The 1,530-nt window shown below is 62.0% G+C and carries 1 protein-coding gene; it reads right to left on the minus strand.

Going from position 1 to position 1,530, the window contains the following annotated elements; translation table 11 throughout:
• Nucleotides 1–126: 126 nt before the first annotated feature.
• The gene (locus VJR90_06575; GenBank protein HKV97132.1) at nucleotides 127–1,518 is read right to left on the minus strand and encodes an ISNCY family transposase; all 1,392 of its coding nucleotides are present in this window, start codon (nucleotides 1,516–1,518) and stop codon (nucleotides 127–129) included.
• Nucleotides 1,519–1,530 lie beyond the last annotated feature (12 nt).

Below are 1,530 nucleotides of genomic sequence, written 5' to 3' on the forward strand. Positions count from 1 at the left end.
CTACTTTCCGTCGCAAAATAGGTGAATCGGGGCAGCCCTGATCTTGCTGCCGATGAAACGGGCGATGCGGGAGTGGGCGTTTCCGGCCGTGGCTTCGTTGCGGCAGTCCTCGTTTGCTTCCGATCGCTACCCACGGGCTGCCATCACCTTTCCCATGTTGATCAGGTTATCGGCTAGGACGCCGAGTCCCACCCATCGTTTCATGCCGTCCACGCCGCGATACAGGCAGCGTCGCAATCCGTGTCGTCGTTTCAGTACGCTGATGCGGCCTTCACATCCGGTCCTCCAGGCCTGTGCTTTCCTGAACCATCGACTCCTCTCCACTGCTTTGCGTTCCGCGCTTCGGGTGTTTCGGTTCGGCACCGCGATCCGCTTCACGCCCATCTGTTCGACGGCTTGCTCGTGACGTTGCGCGTAATAACCGGCGTCAGCCGTCACCAGCTGCGGCGCGCGCCCCAGTCGCCTGCAGTGTTCGGCCACTGCGTCAGTCAGCAGTTCGCGGTCGCTCGGCCTGTGGTCAAAGACGTCATAGTGCGTCACGATCTGGTTCTCGGCTTCAGCCACCTGCACCAGCTTGCCGAACTCAGTCGGCTTGCTGGCCTTGCCTTTGCGGATGATTTCGCTGTGCGGCTCAAACAGGCTGACGATTTTGCCGGGTAGTTGCGTGACACCGTCGAAGATGCGCGCGTTTGCCTGCTTCACTACTTGCCTCACACGCTCCGACATCGTAGTCAGTTGTTCCCGTAAGGCCCGCAAGCCGGGCTTGCGCCGGCGTTCGATCTCTCCGAGGACGCGCCGCGTGTCGTTCAGGATCTGGCGTGTGAGCCGCAGCAGTCCGCGATATTCCTTCCGGCGTTTCTGCTCGCCCGCCTCTCCCCTGTACCGGCTGGCAGTGGCGATGGCGATCACCTTCTTGTTGACGCTGCGCGTCCGATCGCGGACTCTGCGCTTCAGCTTTCCGGCTTGCTGCTCGACCTTTTTCATGGTCCGCGTCAGAACGCGTGCCCCATCGCCCAGCAGGCTGGAATCGGTCGGGTAGTGGATATTGGTCTCCACCACCGTGGTGTCCACGCGCATCTTCCGGCCCCTCACCACGCCGTGCTCCTGCGCCAACGCCACCAGCCGCTCATGCAGCTGCGCGATCACTTCTCCACCCAACGCCTGCGCGATCCGCGCCAGAGTCTTGGCGTCGGGAACCTTGTTCAGCCCGATGCGCGCGAAATCGCGATAGGCCAGGTTCAGCGTTACCTCGCGCTCTAATGTGTCGAAGCTCCAGTTGCGCACATGCTTCAGCAAAAGCAGCCGCAATACGGTCTCGGCGGGCGTTTGCGCGCGGCCGCTTGTGGCGCTGTGGGTGTGCCGCTGACCCTGAGCTTCGAAGACCACCTCGATCAGTTCCTCGTCTTCCAGCAGCCCGTCCGCCTCGATCATCCAGGGTTCCCACAGCGCTCGCACGTCTAAATCCACCACGCCTTCCCACAGGCTCTTTTGCGCTTTGGCCTTGCGTTGGGTGCTCATGTACCAATTGTG

The sequence above is a fragment of the Gammaproteobacteria bacterium genome (genome assembly GCA_035279405.1).
Lineage (GTDB): Bacteria > Pseudomonadota > Gammaproteobacteria > Natronospirales > REEB76 > REEB76.